This window comes from Hydrogenophaga sp., from assembly GCF_030373225.1.
Lineage (GTDB): Bacteria > Pseudomonadota > Gammaproteobacteria > Burkholderiales > Burkholderiaceae_C > Hydrogenophaga.
Window position 1 is genome coordinate 1 of the sequence record NZ_JAUCZG010000045.1, and the last position, 25,667, is coordinate 25,667.

The following is a 25,667-nucleotide window of genomic DNA, read 5'->3' on the forward strand; positions in this document are numbered from 1 at the left end:
TTCTTGAAAAGTTGCACCGACTTTGCTCACGTATCAGCGGGACAGGACACTAGGCCCGACGATTCGCCGGCTCGCCACCTGGGCGCTGCCCATGGCCGCCCTGGGCGACGCCACTGAAAATGCACTGCATGGGTGGCTCACCCAGATGCCGCGCCTGGGCGCTGCGGTTCCCCATGCCGCGGCGGCCGGCGCGGCCACCCTCAAGTGGCTCCTCATCTGCGGCTTTGGCGCGCTGGTGGTCCATGCCTTGCTCAGCAGGCGCAAGACCTGATCCTTCGCCCGGGCAGGCCCGCAGCGGCGCTTGACGGCAAGGCCGGTTCAAACCGAACATTCCCCGTCCACAGCAACCTCCATCACCATGCCCATGCAAATTCTTGAAGCCGGCGCAGCGGATGCCGATGTCGTGCAGAGCATCGAAGGCGCCGCCTTTGCGCGCAAGGACGAAGCGGCGCTCGTGGCCGATCTGCTGCAGGACCCGACCGCCCAGCCGAGCCTGTCGCTGCTGGCCTTCGTGGCGAACAAGCCGGTCGGACATGTGCTGTTCACCCAGGCCGTTCTGGCTGGCGCATCCCGCCCGGTGCCCGCGGCCATCCTCGCGCCGCTGGCGGTGCTGCCCGGGTCGCAACGCCAGGGGGTGGGCCGCGCGCTCATCGAACACGGCGCCAGCCGTCTCGCCGCGTCGGGTGTGCAACTGTTGTTCGTGCTCGGTGACCCTGCCTACTACACGCGCTGCGGCTTCGAGCCGGCCATGCCTCACGGCCTTCGTGCCCCCTGTGCCATCGTGCCCGAAGACGCCTGGATGGTTCGCCCGCTGGTGCCCGGTGTGCTGGGCTCGGTCACGGGCACCATCGCCTGTGCGCAGAGCCTGGACAAGCCGGAATACTGGCGCGAATAGGCTTCCCCGACCCGGGCCGGTGCCGTGCGGCCGGGCCACCACCGCCGCCCGTGCGCTGGCGCACAGATGCCCGGGCGCAATGCGTTCAAGCTGCCACTTCGCACCCGGGTTGATTTGAATCAAAGGGCCCGGCACGGCCTTGCACCAAACTGAAAACCACGCTGCGGCGTGGCCATGGGTGGCGGCCCTGCGCGCGCCTGCCAACCCTGCATTCCCACCCACCCGAGGCCCCGACGGCCACCCTTGAAAGGCGAACCCATGTTTCCTGAATACCGCGACCTGATCACCAGCCTCAAGCACCACGACCACCACTTCACGCGCCTGTTCGACAAGCACAACGAGCTCGACCAGAAGATCAAGAACATGGAGAGCGGCATCGAAATGGCGACCCAGCCAGAGATCGAGACGCTCAAGCGCGAGAAGCTGCAGCTCAAGGACGAGCTGTATGCCATTCTGAAAAAGGCCAGCGTCGCCTGACACCTCCACCCCGTCTTCAACCGTTTCAGGAGAACCCCCATGGCCACCATGATGAAAGCCGCCGTCTTCGTCGAGAAGAACCGCATTGAAGTGGTGGACAAGCCCATTCCCGACGTGGGGCCCAACGACGCGTTGATCCGCATCACCACCACCACCATCTGCGGCACCGATGTGCACATCCTCAAGGGTGAGTACCCGGTGGCCAAGGGCTTGACCGTCGGTCACGAGCCGGTGGGCGTGATTGAAAAGCTCGGCAGCGCCGTGCAGGGCTACAGCGAGGGCCAGCGGGTGATCGCCGGTGCCATCTGTCCCAATTTCAACTCGTATGCCGCGCAGGACGGTGCGCCCTCGCAGGACGGCAGCTACCTCATCCCCCAAGGCCTGTGCGGCTGCCACGGCTTCAAGGCCACGGCGGGCTGGCGCTTCGGCAACCTGATCGACGGCACCCAGGCCGAGTACGTGCTGGTGCCCGATGCGCAGGCCAACCTGGCGCCCATTCCCGACGGCCTGACCGACGAACAGGTGCTGATGTGCCCCGACATCATGTCCACCGGCTTCAAGGGTGCAGAGAACGCCAACATCCGCATCGGCGACACCGTGGTGGTGTTTGCGCAAGGGCCCATCGGCCTGTGTGCCACGGCGGGCGCACGCCTGCTCGGTGCCTCCACCATCATCGCGGTGGACGGCAACGACCACCGCCTGGGCATCGCCAGAAAGATGGGCGCCGACCTCACGCTCAACTTCAGGAACTGCGACGTGGTCGACGAGATCATGAAGATCACCGGCGGGCGCGGCGTGGACGCGTCGATCGAGGCGCTGGGCACGCAGACCACGTTTGAATCGGCACTGCGTGTGCTCAAACCCGGTGGCACGCTCTCCAGCCTCGGTGTCTATTCGAGCGACCTCACCATCCCCCTGGGCGCGTTTGCCGCCGGTCTGGGCGACCACCGCATCGTCACTGCGCTGTGCCCGGGCGGCAAGGAGCGCATGCGCCGTCTCATGAACGTGGTGGCCTCCGGCCGCATCGACCTGGGCCTCATGGTCACCCACCAGTTCAAGCTCGACGACATCGTGGCCGCTTACGAACTGTTCGCCAACCAGCGCGACGGCGTGTTGAAGGTGGCCATCAAGCCCTGAGGCCGCAAGCAGCAGCGCCGAACGGTGTCAGCAAGCCTGGGCCGCCGGCCTCATGGCACGCGGTAGAGCGCGCAGAGCTTGTTGCCGTCCGGGTCGCGCACATAGGCCAGGTGCATGCTGCCTGACGGGCCGCCACGCGGGCCGGGTGCGTCTTCAATCGACACGCCACCGTGGGCCACGGCCGCGTCGTGAAACGCCTGCAACTGTTCGGGTGACGAGCACTTGAAACCGACGGTGCCGCCGTTGGCGGGGCATGCCGCTTCCCCGTTGATGGGTTCGCTCACGCAGAACGACGTGCCTTCGTGGCGAAAGAAGAGCCGCTTGTGGCCCGAGCCTGCCGTGTTCTGCACCGGCTCACCCACGCCGAGCGTGGCCAGCACCGCGGTGTAGAAGGTCTTCGAGCGCTCAAGGTCGTTCGACCCCACCATCACATGACTGAACATTGTTTTTCCTTGTGGCAAAAAATTTTGCGGTTGGATGGTAGCGCGCGGCGAAGAGTTGAGTGGGCTGCAAGGCTGAAAGCCGCCTGATGACCCATTCGGCCAGGGCCATGGTGGTCAACCATTGGCCGACAAAAACGATGTCTGCGACAAGCCCGACGACAGGCGCGCCGGTGATCAGGTAGATCGGGAACATCACCAGCGCCACGGTCCCTGGCCCCATGCCGATGGCATAGGCGCGGACCATCCAGGCCCGGTGCCTCGCCATGTCACGCGCCCGCGCCGCTGCCACGCCCATGCCCAGCGCCAGCATCAGCGCCAGGCTGAAGACCCCGCGCGCGGCATCCAGCAGGCCGGTCGAGAGGCTCTGGACCTGAAACAGCAGCCCCAGCCCCGCCAGCGCCATCGCCACGCCGGCCAGAACGAAGACCCGCCCTGTCAGCCGATGCAGCATTCCCCATCGGCGCCGAATGGTGAGGACGAACTGCAGCGGCCCGAGCACGCCGAACAGGACACCCCCCAGCGAATGAAGGAAAAGCGAGAGCGGCACACCGGCCAGCCGCAGGCTGTCCTCCGGCAGGGCCCCCAGCGGGATCTGCACCAGCCGGAATGCCGCCATCACCACCGGGATGCCGGTGAGAAAGGCCAGCAGCAAAACCAGCGGCGCTGGCCGTGCAAAGGCACGGATCAAGGAAGGTTCGATTCGGGGCGGATGCATGCGGGCAGATGCTATCCACGCGAAGCCCTGTGGGGAACTGTGCAAACTTGCAGAGAGCCCATGCGCCATTGCATGGACGAGCGCGCGCCAGCCCTTGATCTTCCCGCAGCCATGAGCCAGGCCGGATCAGCTCCCGGCCCGCCCAGGGATTCTCAGGTCAGAACTCGAGCCTGTCGGTGATGGCCTTGATGCCGGCGCGGGCGCAGGCGTCGTCGGCATCGCCGCCGGGCGCACCCGAAACACCGATGCCGCCATAGATCGAGCCGCCGCCCTCGATCACCACGCCGCCGCCCACCGCCAGCATGCGGGGTGTGCTGCGGATGCCGCTCATGGGCTTGCCGGGCTGTGACTCGTTGGCCAGTTCCAGGGTGGAGGTGCGGAAGCTCGCCGCTGTCCAGGCCTTGTTGGTGGCAACGTCCACGGTGTGCGCGCCAGCGAAGCGGTCGCGCAGGAACACCTGCGTCAGGCCCGAGCGGTCGACCACCGCCACGCCGACCTGAAAGCCCTGCGCGCGGCAGGAGGCCAGCGCGGCCTGGGCCGCGACCAGCGCGGTCTCTGGTGTGAGGGTCTTGATTTCGAAGCTGCCTGCCGGAGCCTTGGTCTGTGCCTGGGCAGCCAGGGGCAGGGCAAGTGCGAGGGCGATGAGGGTGTGGCGCATGGTCAGTCTCCTGGTGTTGGGGTGTTCGCGCAGGCCAACCTGTGCGGCACTGCGTCGGACTCATGCTAGCCCCGGGGGGGCTGTCCTGCTCTGATCTGGATCAATCGTCACGACCACTCGCCACGCACAAAGGCCGGCACCATGGCGCCCCGCGAAGGGCAGGGACTGGACAGCGGGACTGGGCGAAGGCTTGCGCATGACCACCTGGCCGCCGCTGGCGCCGCGATGGGTGCGGTCCTCGGTGAGGAACATGCCCCGGCCCTGAAAGCCGAGGCCCAAGGGCGAGCGGGGCTTGCGGATGTCGGCACGGGCCGGGACACGTGCGCAAAGCGGCGGCAGACCTCAGTGGGGCGCCCGTTGGCTGAACCACCGATGCTTGACGCGCTGTGGGTCCGGTTCGGAACACACCACACGGCTGCTTGAGACTGGACTGAGTCGTTCATGCGCGTCGCCTCGACGGGAGCATCGTTCATCACCAGCCGTTCAACGGCCTCTGCCCATACGGGAGAAGTGCCGCCGATACCGGGCATCCAACAAGTTGCCATCTCTTGCTCCTGCCCCCTCATGGTTGGCGACTTGTGATCTCGATGGCCAATGTTCTCCAATCGTCGAGGAGCAGTCCGTGGTCAGTCGTGATGGCAGACGCTCAACGTTGGAGGTGAGGCGTACACAGGCCCGTCTCGGTCGAACCGCCGGAATCCGAAAAGTACGCATCATCAGGGTATCTACTGAACATAGACGACCGGTCTACTGATAGTCTGATGGTGTGCTTGTCAGGGGCTGTAACGACACGCATTTGCCCAGGCACTTTCGCAAGTGTTCAACCGAGATCAAAGAAAGCGGCTGTTTGCATGCCTTCACAAGAGCGTCTTTTGGCCTTGAATCAAGTCAGCAAGAATTTTGGTGGCGTCCAGGCTGTCAAGAACCTGAGTTTTGAGGTCAGCTCCCACGAGATCGTGGGTTTGATCGGGCCCAACGGTTCGGGCAAGTCCACCTCGGTCAACCTGATCTCGGGCGCGGTTCCACCCACCAGTGGCGACATTTTTTGGCGCGATCAAAACGTCAGCAAACTGCCGATCAGCCAGCGGGTTCCGCTGGGCATGGCGCGCACCTTTCAAACCACCAGTCTGCTGGCAGAAACCACCGTGCTGGACCAGGTCTTCACGGCTTGTCACACCTGCTATGAGGTTTCGCCATGGTCTTCAATACTGCGCACGAAATCGGCGCGTGCGCAAGAAGAGCGGCAGTACGTCAAGGCACAGGACTTGGTGGAGTTTGCGGGGCTCGGTGATGTGGCCGGACAAACCACCTCGGCCATCTCTTCGGCCCAGCAGCGACTTTTGATGATTGCCACGGCCTTGGCCGCGCAGCCCAGACTCATCTTGCTCGACGAACCTGCCGCGGGCATGGTGGCCAAGGAGCGCAAAGAGTTGGCCGATTTGATTTTGCGCATCCGCCAGCGTGGGCTGGCGGTGCTGGTCATCGAACACCACATGGGGCTGATCATGGAAGTCTGTGATCGCATCGCGGTCCTGAATTTCGGCCAAAAGATTGCTGAGGGCCGACCTGAAGAAATTCAAAAAAACGCCGCGGTGATCGAGGCCTATCTGGGCGGGGTGCACTGATGTTGCAGATAAAAAATTTGTCGGCCGGCTACGGCAAGGTCAACGTGCTGCACGGCATCAGCTTGGAGGTCAAAGAACGAGAGTGTGTGGCCCTCATCGGTGCCAACGGCGCTGGCAAAAGCACCACGCTGCGGTGCATTTGTGGGCTCAACGAAGTGCGCTCGGGCAGCATCGAGTTCATGGGCGACCGCCTCGATGGCCTCAGTGGTCACGCGATTGTCCGCAAGGGCATCACCATGTGCCCGGAGGGTCGCCAGGTGTTTGCCGAGATGTCGGTACTGGAAAACCTGGAGATGGGTGCACACACCCGCCGCGATGCCGAACAGGGCAGCGACATCGAAAAGATGCTGAGTCTCTTCCCCGTGTTGCGTGAACGCGCCAAGCAGCGGGCCGGAACCCTCTCCGGTGGCGAGCAAGAGATGTTGGCGATCGCGCGGGCCTTGATGGCCCGGCCAAAACTCTGCATTTTTGACGAGCCCTCACTGGGTCTGGCGCCCAAGATCGTCGAAGAAGTCGAGCAAATTCTGGCGCGCATCAAGGCCATGGGTACAACCATCATCTTGGTGGAACAAAACGCTGCCATGGCACTGCGCCTGGCCGATCGTGCCTACGTATTGGAAGCGGGCGAGGTGGTGCTGCATGGCACTGGACAAGAGTTGCAAAACGATCCGCAAGTGAGCAAAGCCTATTTGGGCTATTGAGATCAAGCGCAGCGCCTTACAGGCCTGCATGTGACAGAGCACATTTATCAATTGGAGACGACTAATGAAACTGAAAACACCCTTGACATTGGCTGCATTGGCTTTGAGTGCTGCCATGTTGCCCCTGGCCCACGCTGCGGATGAAGAACTGGTGATCGGCGTCAACGACGCCTTGACTGGCGGTGGTGCTGTTTACGGCCTGCCACAGGCCAACGCAGTCAAAATGGCCGCAGATGAAATCAATGCAGCAGGCGGTATCAAGGCCGGTACAACCACCTACAAACTCAAGGTCATCACCTCGGACGACAAAGCCAACCCGACAGAGGCCACCAACAGTGTGCGAAAGCTGATCGACCGTGACAACGTGAAATACCTGCTGGGTTTTTGCTGCTCCGGTTCAACCAGTGCTGTTGCTTCCTTCATTGCAAAAGAGGACGCCGTCATGTTGGTGGGCAATGCCGCTGAACGTGCCATCACGGCGCAGGGCATTCCCAACGTCTTTCGGACACGTCCACCAGCAGACTTCACTGGTGCCGCAGCCGGTACCTTTGTTGCACAAAAAGGTGCACGCAATGTCGCGGTCATCGGCGCTTTGGAAGTCGGCTTTTATACCCAGTACGTGGAGGCATTTGAAAAGGAGTTGAACAAGGCTGGCGGCAAGATCATCGCAAAAGAAGCATTTGGTCTTCGTGATCGTGATATGACGCCGCAACTGACAAAAATCCGCGGCTTAAAACCGGATGCAATCTTGGTCGTCGGTTATGTTGAGCCTGCTGCCTTTGTATACCGCCAGGCGGTGGAGTTGGGCCTGAATGTGCCGCGTTACGGTTTCACCAGCGGCAGCGAAGAGCAGTTTTTGAGGGTGGCATCAAGTGCGCAAATGGAAGGCGTTTGGGATCTTCGCCCCACAGAGCTGACCGTAGAAGCTTTGGGGCCTCAGGCCAAAGCATACGATGCCAATTACAGAAAGCAGTTTGGCCAATCGCCGACACCCAGTTCGCCCTATGCCTATGACCAGGTTTATGTGCTGAAAAATGCGATCGAACGCGCGGGCAGTGCCAAGGATGCCAAGAAAGTCGCAGAAGCCGTGCGCACTTTGCCAATTCCCAAGGAGGCTGTCATGAAGTACATGGCAAACGATGGAGGTGCGATGTTCGACCAGAACGGTCAGGCCTATACGTCCAATGGCGCCTTCCAATGGCAAAAGGACAAATGGGTCTTCGTGGCAGAGCTGCCTTCTGACAACAAGGCCTACTCCGGCTTCTTGCGCGGTCTGCGCAAGTAAAGCAGCCGACTGCATGGTGGTGGGGCGCAGTCCCCGGGCTTGCCCGGGGACTGCTCAGGCGCTCTGCCGCGCCAGCGCACAACAAGGGTTCATTGCGATGATCGAGCTGCTGCAACAAGTGCTCAATGGCTTGGCCATTGGGTCGGTCTATACCCTGGTGGCCCTCGGGCTGACCGTGGTGTTTGGCATCCTGGGCATAGCGCACTTTGCGCATGGCTCTTTGGCCATGTTCGGGGGCTACTTGACCTTCGTGTTCTCGACCACCATGGGCATGCCCTTTTTTGCCGCCATCGCCCTGGCCATGCCGGTCGGCGCGATCATGGGCATGTTGATCGAACGCCTGGCCTACAGGCCCGTGCGCGATGCACCGCACATCAACGCATTCATCATTGCGCTGGGCCTGACCATGATGCTCGAGGGCGGCAACCTGCTCATGTTTGGAGCCGACCAGGTGATCATCCAGACGCCCTATCAGCAGGTGTTTGAGTTCGGTGGCCTTTTTGTCTCGCAGCTGCGTTTGGTGGTGTTCATCACGGCCGTCAGCTTGGTGGCTTTGGTGACGGTGCTCTTGTTGAAAACCAAGACCGGCAAGTCGGTGCGCGCCGTGGCACAGAATCGTCATGCGGCGGTTCTGATGGGCGTGAACGTGAACTTCGTTTCCTCTGTTGTGTTTGCCATTTCATCTGCGCTGGGAGTGGCTGCAGGTGCGTTGATCGGTGCCTTGCTGGCGTTGGCTCCCGGTGTGGGAGAGAGCTTCGCCGTGAAAGGATTCGCCGTCTTGATTCTCGGTGGCCTGGGTTCTTTGCCTGGGGCCATCCTGGGCGGACTGGTGCTCGGTGTGAGTGAGTCGCTGGCTGCAGGCTTCCTTTCTTCGGCCTACAAAGACGTCATCTCGTTCCTGGTCATGATCCTTGTCTTGCTGGTGATGCCGCAAGGCTTGCTGGGGAAAAAATGAAACGCAATCCCGGATTCCCGCTGGTGGTGGGTGTGGCAATGGTGTTGGGCGCCTTGGCGCTGCCGCATGCCATGTCCACGCCTTACTACATCCATTTGTTGACCCTGGCCTTGATCTGGATTGTGCTGGCCCAAGGTCAAAACCTGACGCAGGGTTTTGTCGGTTACGTCTCGATTGCGCAGGCGGGTTTCATGGGTATTGGGGCCTATGCCTCTACCTTGCTCACTGTCAATTGGGGGTTCTCGGTCTGGGTGACGCTTTTTCTGGCCCCCCTGTTCACCGGGTTCGCAGCCTTGCTGGCCGGCTACCCGAGTCTGCGGGTCAAGGGTCACTACTTCTCCATCGTGACGCTCGCTTACAACATGGTGATCTTCATTGTCTTGATGACCTTCAGCGCGCTCACCGGTGGTGAGGCAGGCATACCCAACGTGCCGCGACCCGGCGAGCTGAACCTGTTCGGCCATGTCTTCAGTTTTGAGGGGCGCAGCAACCTCAACTACTACGCATTGGCGCTCTTCTGTGCAGCCTTGGTCACGGGGCTTTGTGCGATGGTCCTGCATTCGCGCGTCGGGCGTGTCATGTTGGCGATCCGTCAAAACGAGGATCTGGCCGAAGCCATGGGCGTCGTCACCTCGCGCTACAAACTGTTTGCGTTTGTGCTGAGTTCGATGCTGGCGGGTCTGGCCGGCACGCTCTACGCGCACTACATCGGGTTCCTGAATCCAGAGCCCTTTGGGGTCGACCAGTCCTTGAACGTCATTCTGGCCGTCATTCTGGGAGGGAGCGGCACCTTGATGGGACCGATTGTGGGTGCTGTGAGCGTGACATTTTTGCCTGAAATCCTGAGGTTTGCCGACAGCTTCCGACTCATTACCTACGGCTTGATCCTGGTGGTTGCCACCATCTTCCTGCCCAAGGGTTTGGTTCCGTTGGCGATGGGGCTCTGGCGCCGGCTGCGTGCACAAGCGTCTTCGCCAAAAGCTTGATCACCCTGTGATGCAAGCTGCTTCTCATCCTGATGTTGCGACGCCAGGCCGTGCCTCCCGCACGGTTGCCGAGCACTTTGCGACACAGTGTTTGGTGCCCCACGCAGCCGAGTGGGCGCGTGGGGGTTGGGAACGCAGAGCCTTGTTCGAAGCGGCAGGTGCAGCGGGCCTGCTTGGTCTGCAAGTTCCGCACGAAAGGGGCGGTCTGGCTTTGTCTTTCACCGACACGGCTCAGGTCTTGCATCGCCTGGCCGGCGCCGACTTTGGCGCGGCCATGGCCTTGGTCAACTCCCACAATGTGGCGACGCTGCTGCTTCGGTATTCTCCAGATGGTCTGGCTCCAGCTTGTCTGCCCGACCTCTTGAGCGGGCGGACGGTGGCTTGCACCGCACTGACCGAGCCCGACACGGGTTCTGACCTTGCGCAACTCAAAACCCTGGCCAGTCCCTCTGGCGACGGTTGGTTGCTCAGTGGTGAAAAGACCTGGATCATCAATGCCGCGCATGCCGACGGCGTCGTGGTCTATGCCCAGACCAAGGCGGGCGCCGGGGTCAAAGGCATGGCGGCCTTTTGGGTCGACGCGCACGCGCCGGGCTTTGAGCGCCGGCCCGTGTCCTCCAGCGGCGCTTTCAACAGCATGGGCTTGGGCGGCTTTGTCTTGAATCAGGTGTTTTGCAAACCCGAGCAGATGGTGTGCCCGCCGGGCGTGGCCTTCGCAGACATCATGGATGGCATCAACCGCGCCCGCACCTATGTGGCCGCCATGTGTTGCGGGATGGTGGCGCAAGCGCTGGCCACAGCGAGCGCTTATGGGCAGCAGAGGCAGGCTTTTGGGAAACCGCTGACGCAACACCAAGGCTGGCGCTGGCAGCTGGCGCAAGCCGCCACAGCCCTGAAAGCCGGTGAGCTCTTGGTGGCCGATGCCTGCGCACGAATTGACCAGGGTGCAGATGTTCAAGCCGAGGCCGCTCAGGCCAAGCTCTACGCCACATCGATGGCACAGACTCAGCTGGGGGAACTCCTGCATGCCATGGGGGCCGAAGGCTTTTTGGACCGTCACCCCTTTTTGCGGCATCTGGCCGCTACCCACGCGGCCGCTTTGGCCGACGGCTCAACGGCCATGTTGCTTGAGCGCGTTGCCCAGAATTTTCGACTCAAACCAGGGGAAAGCTGAATGCGTGTTTTTCAAATCGAAGGTGAATGGGGATTGGACAACTTGAGACTGTCCCAGCGGCCGCAGCCACAAGCAGGTGCGGGTCAGGTGTTGGTGAGCATGCGTGCGTCCTCGCTGAATTTCCGCGATCTGGTGGTGCCTGAGCGCGGCTATGGCAATTACACCGGCGAATTGCCACTGATTCCCATTTCAGACGGTGTGGGCGTGGTCAGCGCGGTGGGCCCTGGCGTGACCCGCGTGAAGGTGGGCGACCGGGTGTGCCCGACCTATTTTCAGAACTGGCAAGGGGGCGAGCCGGATCTGCAGCGCCTGACCCAGTCGCTGGGCGGCCCCATTGATGGCACCATGACCGAGACCATGTGTTTGTCGGAGCAGGGCGTGGTGGTGGTCCCCGACTACTTGAGCGACCTGCAGGCCGCCTCCTTGCCTTGCGCCGCATTGACCGCTTGGAGCGCCGTCGTGACTTACGGCCATGTCAAGGCGGGCGATCATGTCCTCGTGCAAGGCTGCGGCGGTGTGGCCCTGTTTGCGCTGCAATTTGCCAAATGCTTGGGCGCCCATGTCACCGTGATCAGCTCAACAGAAGACCGCATGGCCCGCGCCAAAGCGCTTGGAGCTGATGAGGTACTCAACTACCGTGAACAACCCGAGTGGGCCAAAGCCACCCGCGGGTTCACCCAGGGGCGGGGATACGACCTGATTCTGGAGCTGGGTGGAGAGAAGACGCTCCCACAGTCCCTGCGTTGCATCCGCCCTGGCGGCACGCTGGCCATGATCGGCATCCTTTCGGGCAGCAGCGTCAACACATCGCTGGGCCACATCATCACCCGCCAGGTGCGATTGCAAGGCATCACTGTGGGCCACAGAGACGGCATGGAAGCGATGCTGCGCGCCATGGCGCAGCACCGCATCGTGCCGGTGGTGGACAAAGTGTTTGCCTTTGAAGAACTCAAAGAGGCCATGGCCTATTTGAAGAGCGGCGCGCAGTTTGGAAAAGTCTGCGTTCAACACTGAGTCACGAGCGACGCCGATGTTGTTTCCCCTTCAAGCGCTCACCGCAGACCCGCAAAAAGTCGCCTTTCAAATGTGTGAAGGCGGTGAGCGGGTCACGTTTGGCCAACTCGACGCCCGTGCCAACCAGGTGGCCCATCTGGTGACCCGCTTGGGACTGCAGCCGGGCGACCATGTGGCCGTTTTAATGGGCAATTGCAGGGAGTTGCTGGAGTTGTGTTTTGGCCTCGACCGCAGTGGCGTGTACTACACACTCATCAGCACCCGGTTGACGGCCGAAGAAATCGTCTACATCGTGGCCGACTGTGGAGCCCGTTTGTTCGTCTATGCGACAGGCTTGGAGGTGCTGGATCAAGGCCTGATCAACAAGCTGCCCGAGACCACACGCTGTTTCTGCCTGGGCGATGGCGGAGCGCGGCACGGTCATGGCGATTGGGCTGCGCAATGCGCGACCGAGCCCGTGACCCCCACCGCTGTGCCCCTGCAGGGCGCCGACATGTTGTACTCATCGGGCACCACCGGGCGGCCGAAGGGCGTTCTGTGGCCGCTGCCGAAAACCCCGGCGGGTCAACGCACCATGCTGGTGGCGCTGCTGTCGCCGCTGTTTGGGTATGACGCCAACAGCCACTACCTCTCCACCGCACCGCTCTATCACGCCGCGCCGCTGCGGCACAGCATGACCGTGATCAAGATGGGTGGCACGGTGACGGTGATGGAGCGCTTTGACGCGTTGCTGGCGCTGCAAACCATCGAGCGCTTGCGCATCACCCACAGCCAATGGGTGCCCACCATGTTTGTGCGCATGCTCAAGCTGGACCCGGCTGTGCGGGCGCAGTTTGATTTGTCGTCCATGAAGATGGCGGTGCATGCGGCGGCGCCCTGCCCGGTGGATGTCAAAGAGCAAATGATCGAGTGGTGGGGTCCCATCATTCACGAGTACTACGCGGGCACGGAGAACAACGGCTTTTGCAGCATCACCACGCCTGAATGGCTGGCGCACAAAGGCTCGGTCGGTCGAGCCTCGCAAGGTGTTTTGCATATCTGCGATGACGAAGGCGCGCCGTTGGCGCAAGGAGAGTCGGGCGCCGTCTATTTCGCAGACGGCCCTCAGTTCACGTACCACAACGACCCTGAAAAAACAGCCCAGACGCGCAATGCGCAAGGCTGGACGACCTTGGGGGATATTGGCTACTTGGACGAGCAGGGCTACCTGTACCTCGTGGATCGCAAGGCGTTCATGATCATCAGCGGGGGTGTCAACATTTATCCGCAAGAAGCCGAGAACGTTTTGCTGCAACACCCCAAGGTCTTGGACGCTGCGGTCATTGGGGTTCCTAACCCCGATTGGGGTGAGGAGGTCAAGGCCGTGGTGCAACTGATCAACGATCAAGATGCTGGCCCAGCTCTGGCCGACGAATTGCTGGCCTTCTGTCGCCACCATCTGGCCGACTTCAAGTGCCCGCGCTCGATCGATTTCGACCCGGAACTACCTCGCTTGCCCACTGGGAAACTGTACAAAAAGCTGGTCAAACAGCGTTACTGGCCCCAGTAAAATTCAGAGCTTCGACCAAGCTGTGAAAGACAGAGAGCATCTCGTGAATATCACCCACCAAACTTCATTCGTTGTCGAAAAGGGAAAAAGAGCCATGCGCTCTGCGGCTCGGGTGGACACGCGAAAGGATTTGGTGTGGTGTGGCACCGAGTTGCTGACAGAGCGTGGTTTTCAGATCACGGGTATCGAAGAGGTGCTCAAACGGGTGGGCGTGCCCAAAGGATCCTTCTACCACTACTTCAAAAGCAAGGATGACTTCGGGCATGCCGTGATAGACAACTACGAGCAGTACTACGCCAGAAAAATGGATCGAATCTTCGGCAATGTCGACCGATCTCCTTTGCAGCGCCTGAGGGACTTTGTCCTCAACGCAAAAAATGGCATGGTGAAGTTCGACTTCAAGAGAGGCTGCTTGATTGGCAATCTCGGACAAGAGCTCGCTGCACTTGACACGCAATTTCGTGAGCGGTTGGAGAGTGTTCTTCTGTCTTGGGAGCGGCGCGTGTCGGGTTGTTTGAAAGAAGCGATAGAGGTTGGCGAGCTTGCCCCAGGGCAAGATCCCGAAGCTCTGTCCCGCTTTTTCTGGGTGGGGTGGGAAGGGGCCATATTGCGGGCGAAGTTGATGCGCAGTTTGCAGCCTATCGACCAGTTCACCGCGATCTATTTTGACAGTGTGCTGATGCGGCCCATTCCGACCCGCAAAGTTCGGAGCTGACGCCTCTCGCGGCGGATCAGGACCACCCACTGCCGGTGGGAGCGGAGACATCGACTCTTGGCCGACGACCGCCATGCCATTGGGGTGCGCTTGCCAGGCCTGGACATTTGGGGTGGCGCATCAAAGCGGCGCGTTCGTGCCACACACAGGCCCACGCGGTCTGCAGCGCCCCCTTGAGTGGACTCTCAATAGCGGTGACTGCCAGGGGCCTGGGTGCACGCCTGGAGCAGTCCCTCGTCCCTCATGCGGTTGGAACTCCTGTCCGTGCACGCCTGAAGAACATCCCCTGTCCCGTCGACCGGGGCAAGGTCTTGCGGCGCGAAGAATGCGTTCCCGACATCGCGCGCAGCGCGGTGGCCGGGGGTGCCAGAACGCTGTGGCGGCAAATGGGCCTGCGCAGCCTAAAGGCCGACCGCATCGCCACCGGAGCCGGCCTCGATTCGGTCCGGGACCGATGCCTCAGAATCGAAGCCGGGCGCATGAGCCCGCGCTGACCCTTGCACCCCATGCCCGAAACCACCTTCCACATCCCCAACATGCTCACGCAGGACGACGCCGACGCTGTCATGTTCGAACTGCAAGACCTGCCCTGTGTGAACCAGGCCGACGTTCACCTGGTCGAGCAGACCGCCTGGGTCAGCCATACCGCCATGATCGCGCCCGAAGACATGGCGGCCGCGCTGGCCGAGGCCGGTTACGAAGCCCGGGTGCAAGGCGCCTGAAGCGCGCCGGGGCGATGGCGGTGGTTTCATCGCTGTTCGCCTGGTGGTTCGGCATCGGCCTGCCCGCCGCTGCGCAGTGAACGCCGCCGGCCCAAAGGCTGACACGCGGCCGGTGCTCAGCGCTGCCACAGCAGCGTGCCCGGCTTGAACTGGCTCCAGGCGAACCAGAACGACTGCTGCGCCGTCAGCTCCTGGCCGCCGGCAAAGGCGCGCAGCCCGCCAGCTTCGTTGCGCACCTCCACCCCGCCCAGCCCCACCGGCTCGCCGGCCGCCAGCGCCAGCTGCGCCGCGGCGCGCGCAAAGGCCAGCGCCTGGCCCTGCGGCCCGGTCACGCCCAGCACCACCTCGTGCACCGGCAGCCGCGGGTCCACGTCGCCCACCGGGAAAATGGGGCCCTGCGCATCGCGCCCGCCCAGCGGATCCAGGGGGTAGCTGCGGCCGATGCCGCCGTCCTGCGCCAGCAGGGTGGTCATGGGGTGGGCGGCCCGCCAGGCGCCCCAGGTCGTCACCACCACCGTCGTCTGCTCCAGTGTCACGCCGGCCTTGCGCATCGGGCCCGACAGGGCCTTGCCCGTGAACGTGTCGATGACCGACCCGCTGCGCAGGTCATACATGAGCTTGTTGGAGCGCGAGAGCAGGCCCGAGGTGCGCAGCAGCGGCGCAAAGCCCGGCACCCGGTCGGTGAAGTAGGCCTGGGCCGACAGGCACAGCGTGCAGTACGGAATGCCCAGCTGCCGTCCGCCCAGCGTGTCGTTCACCATCTCGTGAATCTCCATCATGGGCTTGGGGTAGGCCCGCGCCTGGCCATTGACCACCACGCCGAAAACGACGGCGTCCGCCGGGTACCAGCCGCCTTCGCTCGCGGGCGTCACCTTGGGCTGGTCCAGCGCCGGTATGCAACCGCGCGGGCATGGCTGTCCGGCCGTGGCGTCGGGGCGGTCGTCGATATAGACCCCGCCCCAGCCCACATGCCGCCAGTCCACGGCCGACTCCGCGTCGGCAAACAGGGGCGCCCAGCGGGGTTCGATCAGCAGGTACAGGTCGCGCTTCATCTCGCGGTAGCCGGGTGGGGCCGGCAGGTTCCAGGCCAGCAGGCGGTCGCCCATGGCCGTGTGGGGGTCGGGCGGCAGCGAGGCGCCGGTGAGCTGTTCGAACGCGCGCACCACCTCCAGCTGGCGTCCGCTGCTGGCAAAACGCAGCACGTCGAACAGGTACCAGGCCATGCGCGGGTCTCGCGACGCCCCCAGCGCTCGCACCGCCGCCTGCGGAAAGCGGTAGTCCTTCCAGTCGGCCGAGGCCAGCGCCAGCGCGCGCTTCACGGCGGGCGACAGCGGCCCGTCCTTCACCGCGGGCGCCGGCGGAAACGGCTGGCGGTTCTTGTCCAGCAGCGGGGCCGGTTGCCGGGTCTGCGCTGCGGCCGGGCTCTGCACCAGGGCGACGAAAAACAGCAGCAAAACCCCGGCCAGCCACGCCCACCGGCGCTGGTGCAAACACCCGGTGGCTACGCCGTGGTGTGCTGGGTGTGTGTTGAACATGACAGGCTCCAGCCCGGCCGCGAAAAGTGACCGCTCACCACTTGGTCGTGCGAAGGCCGCCAGTCTTACCGAGTCCTGCTGTGGTGCCTGTCGTTCAGATCGGCGAGCGGGACATGCCAAAAGGTGTCCGTCCTTCTCTGCGCCCGGGGCACCCGCTATTCGCCCAAGGCCCTCAACACCTCTTCCGCCGTTCCCGGCGCATTCATTCCCTCCGGCTTGCCACCCGCCTGCGCCACCGCATCGCGCAGCGCTTCAAACACGCTGATGGCCAGCATGAACGGCGGCTCGCCCACGGCCTTGCTGCCGTGCACGTTGTCTTCCCGGTTCGGCTCGGGCCAGAGGTCCACCTGGAAGTGTTCGGGAATGTCGCCGGTGGCAGGGATCTTGTAGGTGCTGGGGGCGTGGGTTTGCAGGGTGCCCTTGTCGTTCCAGACGAGTTGCTCTGTCGTCAACCAGCCCATGCCCTGCACGAAGCCGCCTTCGATCTGGCCGATGTCGATAGCGGGGTTGATGCTGCGGCCCACGTCGTGAAGGATGTCGACCTTGAGCACGCGGCTCTCGCCGGTGAGGGTGTCGATGGCGACTTCGGTCACCGCCGCGCCGTACGAAAAGTAGTAGAACGGCCGGCCCTGCATGGTGGTCTTGTCGTAGTGGATCTTGGGCGTGCGGTAGAAGCCGTCGCTCCAGAGCTGGATGCGGTTGGCATACGCCGCACGCACCACCTCGTTGAAGGCGCGTGCGGCCTTCGGTGTGATCACCTGGCCGGCTTCAAACCGCACGGCGCCGGCGCCGCAACCGTCGAGCCCGGCCACGAAGGCGGCGAGGTTGTCACGCACGTGGCGCGCGGCGAACTGCGCGGCGCGGCCGTTGAGGTCGGTGCCGGCGCTGGCAGCGGTGGCGCTGGCGTTGGGCACCTTGCTGGTGTCGGCCGCGGAGGACAGGACCTGCCCGAACGGCACGCCCAGTTCGTCGGCCACGATGGCCGCCACCTTGGTGTTGAGGCCCTGGCCCATTTCGGTGCCACCGTGGTTCACCTGCACGCTGCCGTCGGTGTAGACGTGCACCAGCGCGCCGGCCTGGTTGAACAAGGTGGCGGTGAAGCTGATGCCGAACTTCACCGGCGTGAGCGCCATGCCTTTCTTGATGACGTGGCTTGCTGCGTTCCAGGCCTTGATCTGCTCGCGGCGCTGGCGGTAGTGGCTGGTGTTGGCCAGCGTGGTCATCAGCGGTTCGAGGATGTTGTCTTCCACCTTCATCTGGTAGTGGGTGACGTTGCGTTGTGCGAGGGCTTCGACAGGCTCAGCCCGAACGGCGGTGGGCTCAGCCCGAACGGAACCTCCCCGTTCGCCCTGAGCTCGGCCTGTCCTGAGCTTGTCGAAGGATCGAAGGGCCCCGGCGGTGGGTTCGTCGCTGTACAGGTTGCGCAGCCGCACATCGAGCGGATCGATGTCGAGCGTGCGCGCGATGTCGCTCAGGATGCGCTCGATCACGATCACGCCCTGCGGCCCGCCGAAGCCGCGAAACGCGGTGTGGCTCTGGGTGTTGGTCTTGCAGCGGTAGCTGGCAATGGCCACGTCTTCCAGAAAGTAGGCGTTGTCGGCATGAAAGATGGCGCGGTCGGCCACCGGCCCGGAGAGGTCGGCTGAAAAGCCGCAGTTGGCCAGCATCTCCAGCTCCAGCCCACAGAGCAGGCCGGTGTCGTCGAACCCGGCGCGGTAGTGGTAGGCGAAGGGGTGGCGCTTGCCGGTGATCAGAAAATCGTCGTCGCGGTCGAGCCGAAGTTTCACCGGGCGCTGCAGTTTGTGGGCGGCCACGGCGGCCCACACGGCCAGGTGGCCGGCCTGCGTTTCCTTGCCGCCGAAGCCGCCGCCCATGCGCCGGCATTCCACCGTCACCGCGTGGTTGGCAATGCCGAGTGCGTGCGACACCCAGTGCTGCACCTCGCCGGGGTGCTGGGTGCTGCTGTACACCCGCCACTGGTTCTGCTCCAGCGGCAACACAAAGGCGATCTGGCCTTCCAGGTAAAAGTGCTCCTGGCCGCCGACCTCGAAGTGACCTTCGATCGTGTGGGGCGCGCGCTTCAGCGCGGCGGCGGCATCGCCGCGTTTCACATGCACCGGCGGCAGGACGTGGCTTTCGAGGGCATGGGCCTCGTGCACGCTGATCACCGCGGGCAGGGGTTCGATGTCGAGCTTGACGAGCCGGGCTGCGCGGCGCGCGGTCATGGTGTCGTCGGCCAGCAGCAGGGCCACCACCTGGCCGGCGAACTGCACGGTGTCGCTGGCGAACACCGGTTCATCGTGTGCGAACGCAGCGAGCACCGGGTCGCCCGGGATGTCGCGCGCATCGACGATGCCGCGAACGCCGGGCAGGGCGAGCGCGGCCGAGGCGTCGATGCCGCGCAGGCGGCCGTGGGCCACGGGAGAGAAGATGGGCGCGGCGTGCAAGGTGCCGCGCACCTCGGGAATGTCGTCGATGTAGGTGACGCCACCAGCCACCTGGGCGCGTGCGCTTTCGTGGTGACGGGAGACGCCGGCGGCACGCAACGCCGTCCGGGCTGAGCCAGATTCCGTTCGGGCTGAGCTTGTCGAAGCCCCCGCCAAGGGGTTGGTGAGCCCTTCGACAGGCTCAGGGCGAACGGATGCAGGCTCAGGGCGAACGGGGGTGGCCTGTGCTTGGTCTCGTGAATTCATGCCAGGGCCTCCATCGAAACCGATTCGAGGTTGATCGCCTGCATGCCCTGGCTCTCCAGCCAGAAGCGCTGCAGCAGGTTGCCGAGCACCGTCTGGCGGTAGGCGGCGCTGGCGCGCATGTCGCTGATGGGCTGGAACTCGGCGCGCAGGGTGGCCATGGCCGCCATCACCGTGTCGGCGTCCCACACCTGGCCGAGCAGGGCGGCTTCGGTCTGGCGGGCGCGCACCGGTGTGGCGGCCACGCCACCGGCCCCGATGGAGATGGAGCCGACCTTGCCGTCGTCCAGCGTCAGGCGGATGGCGAGGCAGACGGCGGAGATGTCGTCGTCGAAGCGTTTGCTGATCTTGTAGGCGCGCAGGAACTCCTTGTCCTGCGGCCTGGGCACCTTGATCCAGCAAAGCAACTCATCGGGTTTCATCACATTCGTCCGGTACCCGGTGTACAGGTCCTCCAGCTTCAACTCGCGGTGGGCCACCGCCTGGCGCCGTGCATCCCGGCGCATCAGCACCACGTTCGCACCCAGCGCGATCAGCAGCGGCATGCTGTCGCCAATCGGTGAGCCGTTGGCCACGTTGCCGCCCAGCGTGCCCGAGTTGCGCACCGGCAGGCCGGCGAACCGTTGGGCGAAGGTCTTGAGCGTTGGACGCTCGCTCACCAGCGCGGCAAAGGCCTCGTGCAGCGACACCGCCGCGCCAATGGCGATGTGGTGCGGCCAGGTTTCCACGCGGCGCAGCTCTTCGGCACCGGTCACGTCGAGCACCCGGGCAAAGCGCTTGTGTTGTTTGGTCACCCACAGGCCCACGTCGGTGCAACCGGCCACCACCTGGGCGTTCGGGTGAGCGCTGCGCGCCTGCAGCAGGCTGGCCAGGGTGGTGGGGCGCAGGTAGGCGCCGTCGGTGGCGGGGGCGGGGCGCTCACCCAGCGCTTCCAGCGCGGCCACCACCACGGGTTCGTTCACGGCGCAGCCGGCCGGCAGGGGCAGGCTGCCCATCTGCTGTGCCGCGTCGAAGATGGGTCGGTAGCCGGTGCATCGGCACAGGTTGCCCGACAGGTCGGCCACGGCCTGGGCGCGGTCGATGGGCTTTCCTGCGCTGTTCTGGAACATGCCGAACAGGCTCATGACAAAGCCCGGCGTGCAGAAACCGCACTGGCTGCCGTGGCACTGCACCATGGCTTCCTGGGCGGGATGCAGGCCCCCACGCTCAGCCGCTGACGCGGGTCGCTGCCCCCCGAGGGGGCTGACCCCGCCTTGGGGCGGCCCGGCGGCGGTGTCGTCCCGCGCCCCGATGTCCTCGACTGTCCACACCGCCATGCCCTGCACCGAATGCGCCAGCCGGATGCAGCTGTTGATGGCCTTGTACCGGAGCTGCCCGCCCACCGCCTCGCCCAGCACCACGGTGCAGGCGCCGCAGTCGCCTTCGCCGCAGCCTTCCTTGGTGCCGGTGCAGCCCAGGTCGTCGCGCAGCACCTCCAGCAGGGTGCGGTCGGGAGCCACGTTGTCCAGCGTCACGGCATGGCCGCGGCGCCAGAAAGTCAGGGTTTGGGGTGAAATCAAGGCGGTCATGCGCGCCAGCATACGCCGGGCCCCATGGCACAACATATGCTCAGCCATATGTTGAAAATGCCGATTCCACCATCACCACGACGCTGACCCGGGTATGAAATACGTGTCGATGTTCGACAAGATTGACCTGCACCTCATCCGCGTGTTGCACACCGTGCTCACCGAGCGCAGCGTCTCGCGTGCCGCATTGCGCATGGGCATGTACCAGCCGGCGGTGAGTGCGGCCCTCAAGCGCCTGCGCGAGCTCGCCGGAGACCCCTTGTTGGTGCGTTCGGGCTCGGGCATGGTGCCCACCGTCGCCGGCCTGCGCATGATCGAGCCGGCGGCCGACATCCTGCGCAGCGCCGAGGTGCTGTTTTCCGACGCCCGCAGTTTCGACCCGGCCACCGCCCACCACACCTTCAGCCTGGCGGCCAGCGACTACCTCGATCCGTTCTTTCTGCCGCAGCTGGTGTCGCAGCTCAAGAGCGCCGCACCCCACTGCCCGATCGATATCCACCCGCTCTCGCGTGATTCCGACTACCGCAACCATCTGGCCCAGGGCACGGTGGACGTGGTCATCGGCAACTGGGCGCAGCCGCCGGACGACCTGCACCTGGGCCGGCTGTTTGGCGACGAGGTGGTGTGCCTGGTGTCCACCCAGCACCCGGCGGCGCGCCGCGGCTGGGACGTGCAGGCCTGGCTGGATGCCGAGCACATCGCGCCCACGCCGACCCACCCCGGAGCGCGCGGCGTCATCGACGACCACCTGGCCACACTGGGCCTGGTGCGCAACATCACCGCGCGCTGCCCGCATTTCGGGCTGATCCCGGCCATGGTGGCGGGCAGCCTGCTGGTGCTGACCACCGGGCGCCAGTATTGCGAGCGCTTTGTCGGCACCTTGCCGGTGCAGGTGATGCCCTGCCCGGTAACCTTCCCACGCATGATGTACTACCAGCTCTGGCACGAACGCACCCACGCCTCGACCGCGGGACGCTGGCTGCGCGAGCAGATCAAGTCCGTGGCGGCTTCCCTTCGCCGCCCGGAGCCCGAACCTGCTGTCAGCGCCAACCCTCCACTCGACGCAACCGCATGACCAGCACCCGACTCCAGCTCTCCGGCATCACCAAGCGCTACCCCGGCGTGGTGGCCAACAACGGCATCTCGCTTACCGTGGTGCCGGGTTCGGTGCACGCCGTGCTGGGCGAAAACGGCGCCGGCAAGTCCACGCTGATGAAGATCATCTACGGCTCGGTCAAGCCCGACGAAGGCACGGTGAACTTCAACGGCCAGCCGGTGCACATCCGCAATCCGCAGGAAGCGCGGGCGCTGGGCATCAGCATGGTGTTCCAGCACTTCAGCCTGTTCGACACGCTCACCGTGGCCGAAAACGTCTGGCTGGGGCTGGACAAGAGCCTCACCCTGCCCGAGGTGAGCGCGAGCATCACCGCCAAGGCGGCCGAATACGGCCTGGACATCGACCCTTCGCGGCCGGTGCACACGCTCAGCGTGGGCGAGATGCAGCGGGTGGAAATCATCCGCGCGCTGCTCACGCGGCCGCAGTTGCTCATCCTCGACGAACCGACCTCGGTGCTCACGCCGCAGGCGGTGGAAAAGTTGTTCGTCGTGCTGCGGCTGCTGGCCGCGCAGGGCTGCAGCATCCTCTACATCAGCCACAAGCTGCACGAGATCCGCGAGCTGTGCGATGCCTGCACGGTGCTGCGCGGCGGCCAGGTCACGGGGGTGTGCGATCCGCGCCAGGAAAGCAACGCCTCGCTCTCGCGGCTGATGATCGGCGCCGAGCCGCCGGCGCTCAACGTGCGCGAACTGCACGCCGGTGCTCCGGTGCTGGAGGTGAGCGGCCTCACGCTGGCCAGCGACGACCCGTTCGGCACCCACCTGACCGACATCACGCTCACGGTGCGCGCCGGCGAGGTGGTGGGCATCGCCGGCGTGTCGGGCAACGGGCAGAGCGAGCTGCTGTATTGCCTGTCGGGTGAAGACACGCGCGCGCCGGGCAGCAGCATCCGCATGGGCAGCAACGACGTGTCGCGCCTGAGCCCGGGCCGGCGCCGCGCGCTCGGCCTGCATTTCGTGCCCGAAGAGCGCCTGGGGCGCGGCGCCGTGCCCACGCTGTCGCTCGCGCACAACCTGCTGCTGTCGCGCCGCGACGCCCTGGGCGCGGGCGGCTGGATCAGGCTGGGCGCGCTGAAGAAACAGGCGGCCGAGGTGATTGCGCGCTACAACGTGAAGGCCAACGGTCCGGACGCGGCGGCCAAGTCGCTCTCGGGCGGCAATCTGCAGAAGTTCATCGTCGGGCGCGAGATCGAAGCGCGGCCCAGGTTGCTGATCGTCAGCCAGCCCACCTGGGGCGTGGACGTGGGTGCGGCGGCGCAGATCCGCGGCGAGATCCTTGCGCTGCGCGATGCGGGTTGTGCGGTGCTGGTGGTCAGCGAAGAGCTCGACGAGCTGTTCGAGATCTGCGACCGGCTGCACGTGATTGCCAAAGGGCGACTCTCGCCCAGCCTGGACCGGGCGGACGCGACCATCGAGCGCATCGGTGAATGGATGTCCGGGCTGTGGGACGACCAGCAGAACAACAAGAAGGAGACCGCCCATGCTGCGGCTTGAAGTCCGCCCGCAACCGTCCCGGGCCTGGGGCTACGCCTCGCCGCTGATGGCGCTCGCGATCACGGTGGTCATCGGCGTGATCCTGTTCGCCGTGCTCGGCAAAGACCCGGTGCGCGGCCTGCAGGTGTTTTTCTGGGAGCCGATCAAGAGCAGCTACGCGCTGTCCGAGTTGATGGTCAAGGCCACGCCGCTGCTGATCATCGCGCTGGGCCTGGCCGTGTGTTTCCGCTCCAACGTGTGGAACATCGGCGCCGAGGGGCAGTACATCCTGGGCGCGATCTTTGCCGCTGGCGTGGCGCTCACGGCCGACAAGACCACCGGCCCGTGGATCGTGCCGGCGGTGCTGGCGGCGGGGGTGGTGGGCGGCATGTTGTGGGCCGGCATCGTGGCGCTGTTGCGCGACCGCTTCAACGCCAACGAGATCCTGGTGAGCCTGATGCTGGTGTACGTGGCGATCCAGGTGCTCAACTTCCTCGTGTACGGCCCCTGGAAGGATCCGCAGGGCTACAACTTTCCGCAGACCAAGACCTTCGAGGCGGCCACGCAGATTCCGCGCCTGATGGACGGGTCGCGCGTGAACATCGGCCTGCTGCTGGCGCTGGCCGGTGTGGCTGCGGTGTGGGTGTTTCTGTTTCGCACCTACGCGGGCTACGCGCAACTGGTCGGGGGACTTGCGCCGGCAGCGGCGCGCTACGCCGGCTTCTCCTCGCGCAGGGCGCTGTGGACGGCCTTGCTGGTCTCGGGCGGTGCGGCCGGCCTGGCCGGGGGTCTGGAGGTGGCCGGGCCGATCGGCCAACTCACGCCCTATGTGCCGGCGGGCTATGGCTTCGCGGCCATCATCGTGGCCTTTGTGGGTCGCCTGCACCCGGTGGGCATCGTGTTCTCGGCCATCCTCATGAGCATGTTCTACATCGGCGGTGAGCTCGCGCAGTCGCGCATGGGGCTGCCGAAATCGATCACGGGGGTGTTTCAGGGCTTGCTGCTGTTTGCGCTGCTGGCTTGCGACACGCTCATCGCCTACCGTCTCGTCTGGAAGAAATGACCATGGAACCCCTTGCTCTGCTCTTCGCCGCCTCGCTCAACGCCGGCACCGTGCTGGCCATCGCCTCGCTGGGCCTGCTCATCAACGAGAAGGCCGGCATCGTCAACCTGGGGGCCGAGGGCATGATGCTGTGCGCCGCGCTGGCCGGTTTTGCCACCGTGGTGCACACCGGCAGCACGGCGCTGGGTTTTGCCGCCGGCATGGGCGCGGGCGCGCTGCTGGCGGCCATCTTCGGCGGCCTGGTGATCTGGCTCAACACCAACCAGTACGCCACCGGGCTGGCGCTCAGCCTGTTCGGTGCGGGTTTCTCGGCCTTTGCCGGTTCGCGCTATGTGCAGGAAAAACTGCCCGAACAAAGCCAGTTCGCCATTCCCTGGCTGTCCGACATTCCCCTGCTGGGCTCGGCGCTGTTTCGACACCACCCCATGGTCTATGCCTGCGTGGCGCTCGTGTTCGGCCTGATCTGGTTTCTCTACCGCACACGCGCCGGCCTGGTGCTGCGCAGCGTGGGCGAGAGCCCGGAGTCGTCCCATGCGCTGGGTTATCCGGTGCGCCGGATTCGCCTGATGGCCGTGATGGCGGGCGGCGCGCTGTGCGGCCTGGCCGGCGCCTATGTGTCCACCGTGTACACGCCGCTGTGGGTGGAGGGCATGATCGCGGGCAAGGGCTGGATCGCGCTGGCGCTCACCACCTTTGCCACCTGGCGCCCGGCACGCGTGTTGCTCGGCGCCTATCTGTTCGGCGGCGTGACCATGCTGCAGTTCCATCTGCAGGGCATCGGCGTGAATGTGCCCAGTCAGTTCCTGACCATGATGCCGTACCTCGCCACCATCGTGGTGCTGGTGCTGATCTCGCGCAACCCGACCTGGATCCGCATCAACATGCCGACCTCCATCGGAAAGCCGTTCTATCCCGGCGCATGATTGTGGCCCCCACGCTCCCCCGCTGCGCGAGGTCCGCTGCCCCCCGAGGGGGCTGGGCCTGCCTTGGGGCGGCCCGGCGGCTGGCCCGGTGGCGCCCCCACGCTGCCCCGCTGCGCGAGGTCCGCTGCCCCCCGAGGGGGCTGGGCCTGCCTTGGGGCGGCCCGGCGGCTGGCCCGGTGGCGCCCCCACGCTGCCCCGCTGCGCGAGGTCCGCTGCCCCCCGAGGGGGCTGGGCCTGCCTTGGGGCGG

The 25,667-nt window shown here is 64.8% G+C and carries 25 protein-coding genes; 19 read left to right on the forward strand and 6 right to left on the reverse strand.

What is annotated here, in order from left to right:
- Positions 1 to 91 precede the first annotated feature (91 nt).
- From QUV35_RS18075 to QUV35_RS18090, 4 genes are all read left to right on the forward strand, one after another.
- Positions 92 to 271: a hypothetical protein gene (locus tag QUV35_RS18075; protein WP_300877240.1), complete on the forward strand. Its 180-nt coding sequence runs from the start codon at positions 92 to 94 to the stop codon at positions 269 to 271.
- Between the two features lie 93 nt (positions 272 to 364).
- Complete coding sequence (locus QUV35_RS18080) at positions 365 to 895, forward strand: GNAT family N-acetyltransferase (protein WP_300877241.1); 531 nt, start codon at positions 365 to 367, stop codon at positions 893 to 895.
- Between the two features lie 258 nt (positions 896 to 1,153).
- Positions 1,154 to 1,372 (forward strand): YdcH family protein, encoded by a 219-nt coding sequence (locus tag QUV35_RS18085; protein WP_300877242.1) that lies wholly within the window; start codon positions 1,154 to 1,156, stop codon positions 1,370 to 1,372.
- 39 nt (positions 1,373 to 1,411) lie between these two features.
- Complete coding sequence (locus tag QUV35_RS18090) at positions 1,412 to 2,509, forward strand: NAD(P)-dependent alcohol dehydrogenase (protein WP_300877243.1); 1,098 nt, start codon at positions 1,412 to 1,414, stop codon at positions 2,507 to 2,509.
- A gap of 50 nt (positions 2,510 to 2,559) precedes the next feature.
- Here the strand turns inward: QUV35_RS18090 and QUV35_RS18095 are convergent, their stop codons facing one another.
- The 3 genes from QUV35_RS18095 to QUV35_RS18105 all read right to left on the reverse strand — a co-directional run bounded on the left by QUV35_RS18095 (position 2,560) and on the right by QUV35_RS18105 (position 4,325).
- Positions 2,560 to 2,952, reverse strand: a complete 393-nt coding sequence (locus tag QUV35_RS18095; RefSeq protein WP_300877244.1) for a VOC family protein — start codon at positions 2,950 to 2,952, stop codon at positions 2,560 to 2,562.
- Positions 2,915 to 3,640: a DUF2306 domain-containing protein gene (locus tag QUV35_RS18100; protein WP_300877245.1), complete on the reverse strand. Its 726-nt coding sequence runs from the start codon at positions 3,638 to 3,640 to the stop codon at positions 2,915 to 2,917. Before QUV35_RS18100 ends, QUV35_RS18095 begins: the two co-directional genes overlap by 38 nt.
- Before the next feature lie 184 nt (positions 3,641 to 3,824).
- Positions 3,825 to 4,325 (reverse strand): heme-binding protein, encoded by a 501-nt coding sequence (locus QUV35_RS18105; protein ID WP_300877246.1) that lies wholly within the window; start codon positions 4,323 to 4,325, stop codon positions 3,825 to 3,827.
- An 851-nt stretch (positions 4,326 to 5,176) separates the two neighbouring features.
- Between QUV35_RS18105 and QUV35_RS18110 the strand changes: the two genes are divergently transcribed.
- From QUV35_RS18110 to QUV35_RS18160, 11 genes are all read left to right on the forward strand, one after another.
- Positions 5,177 to 5,950: an ABC transporter ATP-binding protein gene (locus QUV35_RS18110; protein ID WP_300877247.1), complete on the forward strand. Its 774-nt coding sequence runs from the start codon at positions 5,177 to 5,179 to the stop codon at positions 5,948 to 5,950.
- Positions 5,950 to 6,651 (forward strand): ABC transporter ATP-binding protein, encoded by a 702-nt coding sequence (locus tag QUV35_RS18115; protein WP_300877248.1) that lies wholly within the window; start codon positions 5,950 to 5,952, stop codon positions 6,649 to 6,651. Before QUV35_RS18110 ends, QUV35_RS18115 begins: the two co-directional genes overlap by 1 nt.
- A 64-nt stretch (positions 6,652 to 6,715) precedes the next feature.
- Positions 6,716 to 7,936: an ABC transporter substrate-binding protein gene (locus tag QUV35_RS18120; protein WP_300877249.1), complete on the forward strand. Its 1,221-nt coding sequence runs from the start codon at positions 6,716 to 6,718 to the stop codon at positions 7,934 to 7,936.
- Between the two features lie 97 nt (positions 7,937 to 8,033).
- Entirely contained in the window at positions 8,034 to 8,891 is an 858-nt protein-coding gene (locus QUV35_RS18125; protein ID WP_300877250.1) for a branched-chain amino acid ABC transporter permease, read from the forward strand.
- The gene (locus tag QUV35_RS18130; protein ID WP_300877251.1) at positions 8,888 to 9,877 is read left to right on the forward strand and encodes a branched-chain amino acid ABC transporter permease; all 990 of its coding nucleotides are present in this window, start codon (positions 8,888 to 8,890) and stop codon (positions 9,875 to 9,877) included. The genes QUV35_RS18125 and QUV35_RS18130 overlap by 4 nt, the downstream gene beginning before the upstream one ends.
- A 10-nt stretch (positions 9,878 to 9,887) precedes the next feature.
- A complete protein-coding gene (locus QUV35_RS18135; protein WP_300877252.1) occupies positions 9,888 to 11,051 on the forward strand; it encodes an acyl-CoA dehydrogenase family protein in 1,164 nt (387 codons plus the stop codon).
- Complete coding sequence (locus tag QUV35_RS18140) at positions 11,052 to 12,065, forward strand: NAD(P)-dependent alcohol dehydrogenase (RefSeq protein ID WP_300877253.1); 1,014 nt, start codon at positions 11,052 to 11,054, stop codon at positions 12,063 to 12,065.
- 16 nt (positions 12,066 to 12,081) lie between these two features.
- Positions 12,082 to 13,614, forward strand: coding sequence for an AMP-binding protein (locus QUV35_RS18145; protein ID WP_300877254.1), 1,533 nt, complete (start codon positions 12,082 to 12,084; stop codon positions 13,612 to 13,614).
- Between the two features lie 43 nt (positions 13,615 to 13,657).
- Positions 13,658 to 14,329: a TetR/AcrR family transcriptional regulator gene (locus tag QUV35_RS18150; RefSeq protein ID WP_300877255.1), complete on the forward strand. Its 672-nt coding sequence runs from the start codon at positions 13,658 to 13,660 to the stop codon at positions 14,327 to 14,329.
- A 194-nt stretch (positions 14,330 to 14,523) separates the two neighbouring features.
- The gene (locus tag QUV35_RS18155) at positions 14,524 to 14,823 is read left to right on the forward strand and encodes a CoA-binding protein (protein ID WP_300877264.1); all 300 of its coding nucleotides are present in this window, start codon (positions 14,524 to 14,526) and stop codon (positions 14,821 to 14,823) included.
- A gap of 12 nt (positions 14,824 to 14,835) precedes the next feature.
- Entirely contained in the window at positions 14,836 to 15,051 is a 216-nt protein-coding gene (locus QUV35_RS18160; RefSeq protein ID WP_300877256.1) for a heavy metal-associated domain-containing protein, read from the forward strand.
- A gap of 116 nt (positions 15,052 to 15,167) precedes the next feature.
- On the opposite strand, the gene QUV35_RS18165 is transcribed toward QUV35_RS18160, so the two are convergent.
- From QUV35_RS18165 to xdhA, 3 genes are all read right to left on the reverse strand, one after another.
- Positions 15,168 to 16,586 (reverse strand): DUF3179 domain-containing (seleno)protein, encoded by a 1,419-nt coding sequence (locus QUV35_RS18165; protein ID WP_300877257.1) that lies wholly within the window; start codon positions 16,584 to 16,586, stop codon positions 15,168 to 15,170.
- A 155-nt stretch (positions 16,587 to 16,741) separates the two neighbouring features.
- Entirely contained in the window at positions 16,742 to 19,279 is a 2,538-nt protein-coding gene (gene xdhB, locus QUV35_RS18170; protein ID WP_300877258.1) for a xanthine dehydrogenase molybdopterin binding subunit, read from the reverse strand.
- Positions 19,276 to 20,844, reverse strand: a complete 1,569-nt coding sequence (xdhA, locus tag QUV35_RS18175; protein ID WP_300877259.1) for a xanthine dehydrogenase small subunit — start codon at positions 20,842 to 20,844, stop codon at positions 19,276 to 19,278. The genes xdhB and xdhA overlap by 4 nt, the downstream gene beginning before the upstream one ends.
- A 94-nt stretch (positions 20,845 to 20,938) precedes the next feature.
- On the opposite strand from xdhA, the gene QUV35_RS18180 reads away from it, so the two are divergent.
- From QUV35_RS18180 to QUV35_RS18195, 4 genes are read left to right on the forward strand one after another with little or no spacing between them, the layout of a single operon-like run.
- Positions 20,939 to 21,919: a LysR family transcriptional regulator gene (locus tag QUV35_RS18180; RefSeq protein WP_300877260.1), complete on the forward strand. Its 981-nt coding sequence runs from the start codon at positions 20,939 to 20,941 to the stop codon at positions 21,917 to 21,919.
- A complete protein-coding gene (locus QUV35_RS18185) occupies positions 21,916 to 23,454 on the forward strand; it encodes an ABC transporter ATP-binding protein (protein ID WP_300877261.1) in 1,539 nt (512 codons plus the stop codon). The genes QUV35_RS18180 and QUV35_RS18185 overlap by 4 nt, the downstream gene beginning before the upstream one ends.
- On the forward strand, positions 23,441 to 24,496 hold the full coding sequence (locus QUV35_RS18190; protein ID WP_300877262.1) for an ABC transporter permease: 1,056 nt from the start codon (positions 23,441 to 23,443) through the stop codon (positions 24,494 to 24,496). Before QUV35_RS18185 ends, QUV35_RS18190 begins: the two co-directional genes overlap by 14 nt.
- A gap of 2 nt (positions 24,497 to 24,498) precedes the next feature.
- The gene (locus tag QUV35_RS18195; RefSeq protein WP_300877263.1) at positions 24,499 to 25,419 is read left to right on the forward strand and encodes an ABC transporter permease; all 921 of its coding nucleotides are present in this window, start codon (positions 24,499 to 24,501) and stop codon (positions 25,417 to 25,419) included.
- Positions 25,420 to 25,667 lie beyond the last annotated feature (248 nt).

Excerpts from the sequence above, each read along its gene's own strand:
- QUV35_RS18115 (WP_300877248.1), top strand. The coding sequence starts at position 5,950 with ATGTTGCAGATAAAAAATTTGTCGGCCGGCTACGGCAAGGTCAACGTG.
- QUV35_RS18165 (WP_300877257.1), bottom strand. The coding sequence starts at position 16,586 with ATGTTCAACACACACCCAGCACACCACGGCGTAGCCACCGGGTGTTTG.
- QUV35_RS18135 (WP_300877252.1), top strand. The coding sequence starts at position 9,888 with ATGCAAGCTGCTTCTCATCCTGATGTTGCGACGCCAGGCCGTGCCTCC.
- QUV35_RS18130 (WP_300877251.1), top strand. The coding sequence starts at position 8,888 with ATGAAACGCAATCCCGGATTCCCGCTGGTGGTGGGTGTGGCAATGGTG.
- QUV35_RS18110 (WP_300877247.1), top strand. The coding sequence starts at position 5,177 with ATGCCTTCACAAGAGCGTCTTTTGGCCTTGAATCAAGTCAGCAAGAAT.
- QUV35_RS18195 (WP_300877263.1), top strand. The coding sequence starts at position 24,499 with ATGGAACCCCTTGCTCTGCTCTTCGCCGCCTCGCTCAACGCCGGCACC.
- QUV35_RS18095 (WP_300877244.1), bottom strand. The coding sequence starts at position 2,952 with ATGTTCAGTCATGTGATGGTGGGGTCGAACGACCTTGAGCGCTCGAAG.
- xdhA (WP_300877259.1), bottom strand. The coding sequence starts at position 20,844 with ATGACCGCCTTGATTTCACCCCAAACCCTGACTTTCTGGCGCCGCGGC.
- QUV35_RS18160 (WP_300877256.1), top strand. The coding sequence starts at position 14,836 with ATGCCCGAAACCACCTTCCACATCCCCAACATGCTCACGCAGGACGAC.
- QUV35_RS18090 (WP_300877243.1), top strand. The coding sequence starts at position 1,412 with ATGGCCACCATGATGAAAGCCGCCGTCTTCGTCGAGAAGAACCGCATT.
- QUV35_RS18145 (WP_300877254.1), top strand. The coding sequence starts at position 12,082 with ATGTTGTTTCCCCTTCAAGCGCTCACCGCAGACCCGCAAAAAGTCGCC.
- QUV35_RS18185 (WP_300877261.1), top strand. The coding sequence starts at position 21,916 with ATGACCAGCACCCGACTCCAGCTCTCCGGCATCACCAAGCGCTACCCC.
- QUV35_RS18180 (WP_300877260.1), top strand. The coding sequence starts at position 20,939 with ATGAAATACGTGTCGATGTTCGACAAGATTGACCTGCACCTCATCCGC.
- QUV35_RS18140 (WP_300877253.1), top strand. The coding sequence starts at position 11,052 with ATGCGTGTTTTTCAAATCGAAGGTGAATGGGGATTGGACAACTTGAGA.
- QUV35_RS18125 (WP_300877250.1), top strand. The coding sequence starts at position 8,034 with ATGATCGAGCTGCTGCAACAAGTGCTCAATGGCTTGGCCATTGGGTCG.
- QUV35_RS18085 (WP_300877242.1), top strand. The coding sequence starts at position 1,154 with ATGTTTCCTGAATACCGCGACCTGATCACCAGCCTCAAGCACCACGAC.
- QUV35_RS18120 (WP_300877249.1), top strand. The coding sequence starts at position 6,716 with ATGAAACTGAAAACACCCTTGACATTGGCTGCATTGGCTTTGAGTGCT.
- QUV35_RS18190 (WP_300877262.1), top strand. The coding sequence starts at position 23,441 with ATGCTGCGGCTTGAAGTCCGCCCGCAACCGTCCCGGGCCTGGGGCTAC.
- QUV35_RS18105 (WP_300877246.1), bottom strand. The coding sequence starts at position 4,325 with ATGCGCCACACCCTCATCGCCCTCGCACTTGCCCTGCCCCTGGCTGCC.
- QUV35_RS18080 (WP_300877241.1), top strand. The coding sequence starts at position 365 with ATGCAAATTCTTGAAGCCGGCGCAGCGGATGCCGATGTCGTGCAGAGC.
- xdhB (WP_300877258.1), bottom strand. The coding sequence starts at position 19,279 with ATGAATTCACGAGACCAAGCACAGGCCACCCCCGTTCGCCCTGAGCCT.
- QUV35_RS18075 (WP_300877240.1), top strand. The coding sequence starts at position 92 with ATGGCCGCCCTGGGCGACGCCACTGAAAATGCACTGCATGGGTGGCTC.